6 protein-coding genes are annotated in these 6367 nt (G+C 67.8%); 4 read left to right on the forward strand and 2 right to left on the reverse strand.

Features of this window, described 5'->3' with window-relative positions; all coding sequences use genetic code 11:
- The first annotated feature begins 182 nt into the window (after positions 1 to 182).
- From gdhA to OJI97_RS11160, 4 genes are all read left to right on the forward strand, one after another.
- On the forward strand, positions 183 to 1532 hold the full coding sequence (gdhA, locus tag OJI97_RS11145; RefSeq protein ID WP_297663486.1) for an NADP-specific glutamate dehydrogenase: 1350 nt from the start codon (positions 183 to 185) through the stop codon (positions 1530 to 1532).
- 71 nt (positions 1533 to 1603) lie between these two features.
- A complete protein-coding gene (locus OJI97_RS11150) occupies positions 1604 to 2764 on the forward strand; it encodes a CoA transferase (RefSeq protein WP_297663487.1) in 1161 nt (386 codons plus the stop codon).
- Between the two features lie 65 nt (positions 2765 to 2829).
- The gene (locus OJI97_RS11155) at positions 2830 to 3261 is read left to right on the forward strand and encodes an MAPEG family protein (protein ID WP_297663488.1); all 432 of its coding nucleotides are present in this window, start codon (positions 2830 to 2832) and stop codon (positions 3259 to 3261) included.
- Positions 3262 to 3271: 10 nt separating this feature from the next.
- Entirely contained in the window at positions 3272 to 3706 is a 435-nt protein-coding gene (locus tag OJI97_RS11160) for an MAPEG family protein (protein WP_297663490.1), read from the forward strand.
- Positions 3707 to 3741: 35 nt separating this feature from the next.
- Here OJI97_RS11160 and OJI97_RS11165 read toward each other — a convergent pair whose 3' ends face one another.
- Both OJI97_RS11165 and OJI97_RS11170 read right to left on the reverse strand, forming a co-directional pair.
- Positions 3742 to 4941: a class I SAM-dependent RNA methyltransferase gene (locus tag OJI97_RS11165; protein ID WP_297663492.1), complete on the reverse strand. Its 1200-nt coding sequence runs from the start codon at positions 4939 to 4941 to the stop codon at positions 3742 to 3744.
- Between the two features lies 1 nt (position 4942).
- Positions 4943 to 6280 carry an NAD(P)H-hydrate epimerase gene (locus OJI97_RS11170; RefSeq protein WP_297663493.1) on the reverse strand — a complete coding sequence of 446 codons (1338 nt, stop codon included), beginning with the start codon at positions 6278 to 6280 and terminating at the stop codon, positions 4943 to 4945.
- Between the last annotated feature and the right edge of the window lie 87 nt (positions 6281 to 6367).

Here is a 6367-nt window from a genome sequence, read left to right on the forward strand (position 1 = left end):
ACTCTGGATTGCTTCGCTTCGCTCGCAATGACGAGGTGGGTAATTTGACACCATCGCACTTCGATGCCTCGCAATTTTCAGCGAACAGCTTCCAATCAAGCCATTTTTCTTGCCCCGCAACCTTGCGGCCCAGCCGTGCATCGTCCACACGCCGGTTCGATTCATGCGGTCAGGAGGATGTTTTGAGCAAGATTGATGAAAAGTTGCAGCCGGTTCTTGATGAAGTATTGCGCCGTAACGCCGGGGAAGCCGAATTCCATCAGGCGGTCCACGAAGTGCTGGAAAGCCTCGGGCGCGTCGTCGCCAAACATCCCGAATATGCGAATCATGCGCTGATCGAGCGGATTTGCGAACCGGAGCGGCAGATCATCTTTCGCGTTCCCTGGGTCGACGACAGCGGCCAGGTTCAGATCAACCGCGGCTTCCGCGTCCAGTTCAACTCGGCGCTCGGCCCCTATAAGGGCGGCATCCGCTTTCACCCGTCGGTCAACCTCGGCATCATCAAATTCCTGGGGTTCGAACAGATTTTCAAGAATGCCCTCACCGGAATGCCGATCGGCGGCGGCAAGGGCGGGTCGGACTTCAACCCGCGCGGCCGCTCGGATGGCGAGATCATGCGCTTCTGCCAGGCCTTTATGACCGAGCTTCAGCGCCATCTCGGCGAATATACCGACGTCCCCGCGGGCGACATCGGCGTCGGCGGGCGCGAGATCGGCTATATGTTCGGCCAGTACAAGCGGCTCACCAACCGCTACGAGGCGGGCGTTCTGACCGGCAAGGGTCTCGTCTACGGCGGGTCGCGCGCGCGGACCGAGGCGACCGGCTTCGGTCTCGTCTATTTCGTCCAGCAGATGCTGGCGACCAAAGGCGCGACGCTCGACGGCAAGCGCGTCGTCGTCTCGGGCTCGGGCAACGTCGCCATCTATGCCATCGACAAGGTGCGGCAGTTCGGCGGCAAGGTCGTCGCCTGCTCCGATTCCAACGGCTATGTCCTCGACGAGGAGGGCATCGATCTCGACCTTTTGAAGGAGGTCAAGGAGGTCCGCCGCGAGCGCCTGTCTGACTATGTCCGCATGAAAGGCGCCGGCGCCCATTATATCGAGGGCGGGTCGATCTGGGATGTGGCGTGCGACGTCGCGCTCCCCTGCGCGACGCAGAACGAACTCACCGGCAAGGATGCGACGACGCTGATCAGAAACGGCGTTCAGGTCGTCGGCGAAGGCGCCAACATGCCCTCGACCCCCGACGCGGTCGACCTGTTCCACCAGAATGGCGTGATGTTCGCGCCGGGCAAGGCCGCGAACGCCGGCGGCGTCGCGACCTCGGCGCTCGAAATGCAGCAGAACGCCTCGCGCGACAGCTGGACCTTCGATCAGACCGAAGCGCGGCTGGCGCAGATCATGCGCGGCATCCACGACAATTGCGCCGCGACTGCCGACGAATATAGCGCGCCGGGCAATTATGTCCTCGGCGCCAATATCGCGGGCTTCGTCCGCGTCGCCGAAGCGATGCAGTCGCTCGGCGTCATCTGACTCCCTGCGCGGGGTGACAAAGCCCCCGCGTTCGGGCATCGCCATTCGAAACTCCGGGAGAAGGAACGGCGATGGCGATGCTCGAGGGAATCAGGATTATCGATCTCACGACGGTCATCTTCGGCCCCTATGCGACGCAGATGCTCGCCGACCTGGGGGCGGAGGTGATCAAGGTCGAGACGCCCGGCCTCGGCGACGTCTCGCGCTATCTCGGCAACGGCAAGCCCGACCCGACGATGGGATCGATCCACCTGACCGTGAACCGCGGCAAGCGCTCGATCGCGCTCGACCTCAAGAAGCCTGAGGATGCCGCGACGCTGCGCGAACTGATCGCGACCGGCGACGTCTTTTTCCACAATATCCGCGGCAAGGCGATCGCGCGGCTTGGCTTCGATTATGAAAGCTGCAAGGCGATCAAGCCCGACATCATCTATGTCCACGGCACCGGCTTCGGCCAGGACGGCCCCTACGCCGACCTTCAGGCCTATGACGACGTGATCCAGGCGGCGAGCGGGACGACCAGCCTGCTTCCGCGCGCCGACGGCAACTCCAGCCCGCGTTATTTCCCCTCGCTGATCGCCGACAAGGTCGCGGGCCATTTCGGTGCGCAGGCGATCCTCGCCGCGCTCGTCCACAAGTTCCGCACCGGCGAGGGGCAGGAGGTCGCGGTGCCGATGTTCGAATGCTTCACCGCCTTCATGCTGACCGAACATCTGTGCGACGCGACGCTCGATCCCGCGATCGGCCCGGCGGGCTATCCGCGCCAGCTCGACCCGACGCGGCAGCCCTTCCCGACCAAAGACGGGCATATCGCGATCGTCCCCTATACGCCCACATCGACCGCGCGGCTGATGGGGCTGCTCGGCAGCGAGGACATGCTCGCCTCGCCGGCCTATGAGGAGGCGAAGGCGAAGGGTCGGCACATGCCGCTGATCTATGGTGAGATCGCGCGCCGGACGCCCGCCCGGACCACCACCGAATGGCTGAAAATCTTCGCGGCCAACGACATTCCCGCGATGCGCGTTCGCGACCTCGACGATATCCGGAACGACCCGCATTTTGCCGCGACCGATTTCTTTCGTCCTCGCGAACATCCAGAGGTCGGCGCTTTTTTCGAGATGCGGCCGCCGGTCAGATATGGCGCCGCGCCGCGCCGCGACCTTGGCTATGCGCCGCGCATCGACGGCGATGGCGAGGCGATCCGCGCCGAACTGGCGGCGCGGCGCGACTGAATATCGCCCGTTGCATATTGGCGCGCGCGCCCTAGCATCCCCCGCAAATCGAAAGGGGGATGTTCATGTCACAAAGTCTGCTCGCGCCCGGCGCCATTCTCGTCCTGTGGACGCTCGTGATGGCCGGCTGGGTCGCCGCGACACGCCTGCCCGCGCTCAAGAAAATGGGGGTCGACCTCAAGACCGCGCCGCCCGGCGGCCGCGGCGCCGATTTGGAAGGCGTCCTGCCGCCCGCGGTGAACTGGAAATCGCACAATTACACCCATCTGCTCGAACAGCCGACGATCTTCTATGCGACGATCATCTTCCTGCACCTGTCGGGCGGCAACACCGGCCTGACGCGCGGGCTCGCCTGGGCCTATGTCGTCATCCGCATCGTCCACAGCCTCTGGCAGGTGACGGTGAACCGGATTCCGGTCCGCTTCACCCTGTTCCTGCTGTCGACGCTCTGCCTGTTCGCGCTGGCGCTGCTCGCCGTGATCGCAACCTTGGGCTGAGGGGAAAACCATGGAAACGAACGCCATATTGGGACCGGTCGCGACGCTGGCGCTCTGGTCGATGGTCATGTGGGTGTGGATGTATGCGACGCGCATCCCCGCGATGGGCCGCGCCAAGATCGACGCGCAGAATCTTGTCGGCACGACGGGCCGCGGCCTCGACGAAGTGCTGCCCGCCGAAGTCCAGTGGAAGGCGCACAACTATAACCATCTGATGGAACAGCCGACGGTCTTCTACGCCGTCGCGCTGGCGCTCGCGGTCGGCGGTATGGGCGGCGGGCTCAATGCGCAGATCGCCTGGGCCTATGTCGGCCTGCGTATCGTGCACAGCCTGATCCAGGCGACGGTCAACCGCGTCATGTGGCGCTTCGCGGTGTTCGCGCTGGCCAGCCTCGCGCTGATCGCGCTCTGCCTCCACGCCTTCATCGGTTTCGTGCTGCATTGATCGGAAACCCCTCCTCTAAAGAGGAGGGGCTTTATTCATCGGCTGAACCGCCCCGCCAGCTCGACATGCGTCGACCAGCGGAACTGCCCGACGGGCCTTACCCAGTCGAGCCGGTAACCGCCCTGCACAAGTAGCTTCGCATCGCGCGCAAAGCTCGCCGGATTGCAGCTCACATAGGAAATCGCGGGCACATTCGACGCCGCGATCTGCTTCACCTGCTCCTCAGCCCCCGCGCGCGGCGGGTCGAGGATGACGGCGCCGAAGCGATCGAGCTCGACGGGCACCAGCGGCCGCCGGAACAGGTCGCGATGCTCGGTCGCGACCAGTGCCCGCGCCCGGTTCGCCGCGCCGGTCAGCGCCGCGATCGCATCGCGCGCGCCCTCGGCGGCATAGACTTTGCGTCCCGCCTGCACCGACAGTGCGAAGGTGCCGACGCCCGCGAACAGGTCGGCGACCGCCGCCGCATCGCCGATCGCCTCGCGCACCGCCTCGACGAGCGCCGCCTGCCCCGCCGCCGTCGCCTGCAGGAAGGCGAAGGGCGGCACTTCGACGCCGATGGTCCCGAAATGCGCGGTCGGCGGCTCGGGCTGCCACACGGTTTCGAGCCCATCGCCCTGATCGATCGCCAGCCGCGCGAGCCGCTGATCGCCCGCGAAATCCTGGAGCGCCATCGCCGCGTCGAGCCCTTCGGCACGCACGCCCTCCAGCACCACCTCGGCGCCCTGGTCGAGCATCTGCAGCTTGACCTTTACCGGGCGCCGCTGCGGCGCGATGCCGTCCAGCAGAGCGCGGATCGGGGCGACGAGCGCGAACAGTTCGGGCACCAGCAGCGGACACATGCGCATGTCGACGATCTGGTTGCTCTGCGCCGCGTTGAAGCCGAGCGCGACCTGTCTGCCGGTCTTGAGCGCGGTGAGCGCTGCACGGCGGCGGCTCTGCGGCGGCGACAGCAAGGCGGGCAGCACCTCGCCCGCCGCGACCTGCTGCCCCTCCAGCGCCCCGACGACGCGGCCCTGCACGAAGGCGGCGAGCGCCGCTTCGGAGACATGCTGCAACTGGCAGCCGCCGCATTTGCCGAAATGCCGGCATGCCGGCTCGGCGCGGTTCGGTCCCGGCACCAGCGTCCCATTGGCCGCAACGCGGTCGCCGGGCACCGCGCCCGCGACATGGCGCCCGTCGGCGGTCACGCCATCGCCGCGCGCGGCGATGCGCTCGATCAGCGCGCTGTCGTTCATATCAGTCCCACATCAGATCGTCGGCCACAAGGCCGGGGCCTATACGGCGCGCGGCGGCGATATGCCAGCCCACCGCCGCGACCGCCGCATCGAACGCGTCGCCGCCGCCCGCAAGCATCGCCCCGCACGCCCCCGCCAGCACATCGCCCGTCCCCGCGGTCGCGAGCCAGGGGCTCCCCGGCCACGCCGCGACGACGCGCCCGTCAGGGGCGGCGATGACGGTATCGGCGCCCTTGTAGATCACCACCGCACCTGTGCGCGCGGCCGCCGCCCGCGCCCGCTCGATCTTGCTTCCGGCGAGATCGGGAAAGGCGCGCGCGAACTCGCCTTCGTGCGGGGTCAGGATCGCGGGCGTTCCCCCCAGATGCGGCAGCGCCGCGTCGATCGCCGCCGCGTCGAGCACCAGTGGCTTGCCCGAATCGAGTGCCGCGGCGACGTCGCGGTCCAGCGCGTCGCTCGCCGGATAGCCCGGCCCGATCACCACCGCACCGACCCGCTTGTCGCCGAGCCGCTGAGCATAGCCGGCGTCCTCCTCGACGATGATCGCCGAAAAGGGCGCATCATCGCCACCGCTGAGCACGACATAGCCCGCGCCCGCGCGCAGCCCCGCCGCGGCCGCAAGGCCCGCCGCCCCCGCCATCGGCCCGGCGCGGACCAGCATCATCCCCCGGTTGAACTTGTGCGACCCCGCGTCGGGCGACCGCGGGGCCAGCCGCGGCAGGCTCCGCATCGCCCGGTCGGCGGCAATCCCGATCGGCGCGAGCAGCACATGCCCGCAACTTCGCGCGGCGGGAAGCAGGACGTGCGCGGGCTTGAGCGCGCCCAAGGCTATCGTGACGTGAGGGGGTAGCGGCGGCTCCCAGTCCTCATGGCCATCGGCATCGACCCCGCTCGGCACATCGACCGCCAATATCCGCTTGCCAGCCAAACCGCGCAGGCGCCGCGCGAGATCGCCCGCGAGCGGGCGCGTCAGCCCTACGCCGAACAGTGCATCGACGATGACCGGCGCGGGCGACAGATCATCGCCGATCGCCTCGATCTCGCCCGCCCACGCCGCGCGCGCCGCCTTGGCGAGGTCGGTCGCGGGCGGCGCCAGCGCCGCGACGCGAACCGCCGCCCCGCGCTCGCGCAGCAGGCGCGCCGCGACATAGCCGTCGCCGCCATTGTTCCCCGGTCCGCAGAGGATCAGGATCGGCGCGCCCGCCGCCATCCGCCACCCGCAATCGGCGACCGCCGCGCCGGCGCGCTCCATCAGGTCGGACAGCGACGTCCCCGCCGCCGCCTCGGCGGCACGCATCGCTTCGCTGGTCAGGATCGGGGCATCGGCGGGGATGGGCATGACTTGGTTTTAGGACATCATGCCCTTCAAGGGAATCGTCATTGCGAGCGAAGCGAAGCAATCCAGAGCGGTTTACGCCTGCTCTGG

Source organism: Sphingopyxis sp., assembly GCF_025869345.1.
Taxonomy (GTDB): domain Bacteria; phylum Pseudomonadota; class Alphaproteobacteria; order Sphingomonadales; family Sphingomonadaceae; genus Sphingopyxis.

Excerpts from the sequence above, each read along its gene's own strand:
- OJI97_RS11150 (WP_297663487.1), top strand. The coding sequence starts at position 1,604 with ATGGCGATGCTCGAGGGAATCAGGATTATCGATCTCACGACGGTCATC.
- OJI97_RS11155 (WP_297663488.1), top strand. The coding sequence starts at position 2,830 with ATGTCACAAAGTCTGCTCGCGCCCGGCGCCATTCTCGTCCTGTGGACG.
- OJI97_RS11160 (WP_297663490.1), top strand. The coding sequence starts at position 3,272 with ATGGAAACGAACGCCATATTGGGACCGGTCGCGACGCTGGCGCTCTGG.
- OJI97_RS11165 (WP_297663492.1), bottom strand. The coding sequence starts at position 4,941 with ATGAACGACAGCGCGCTGATCGAGCGCATCGCCGCGCGCGGCGATGGC.
- OJI97_RS11170 (WP_297663493.1), bottom strand. The coding sequence starts at position 6,280 with ATGCCCATCCCCGCCGATGCCCCGATCCTGACCAGCGAAGCGATGCGT.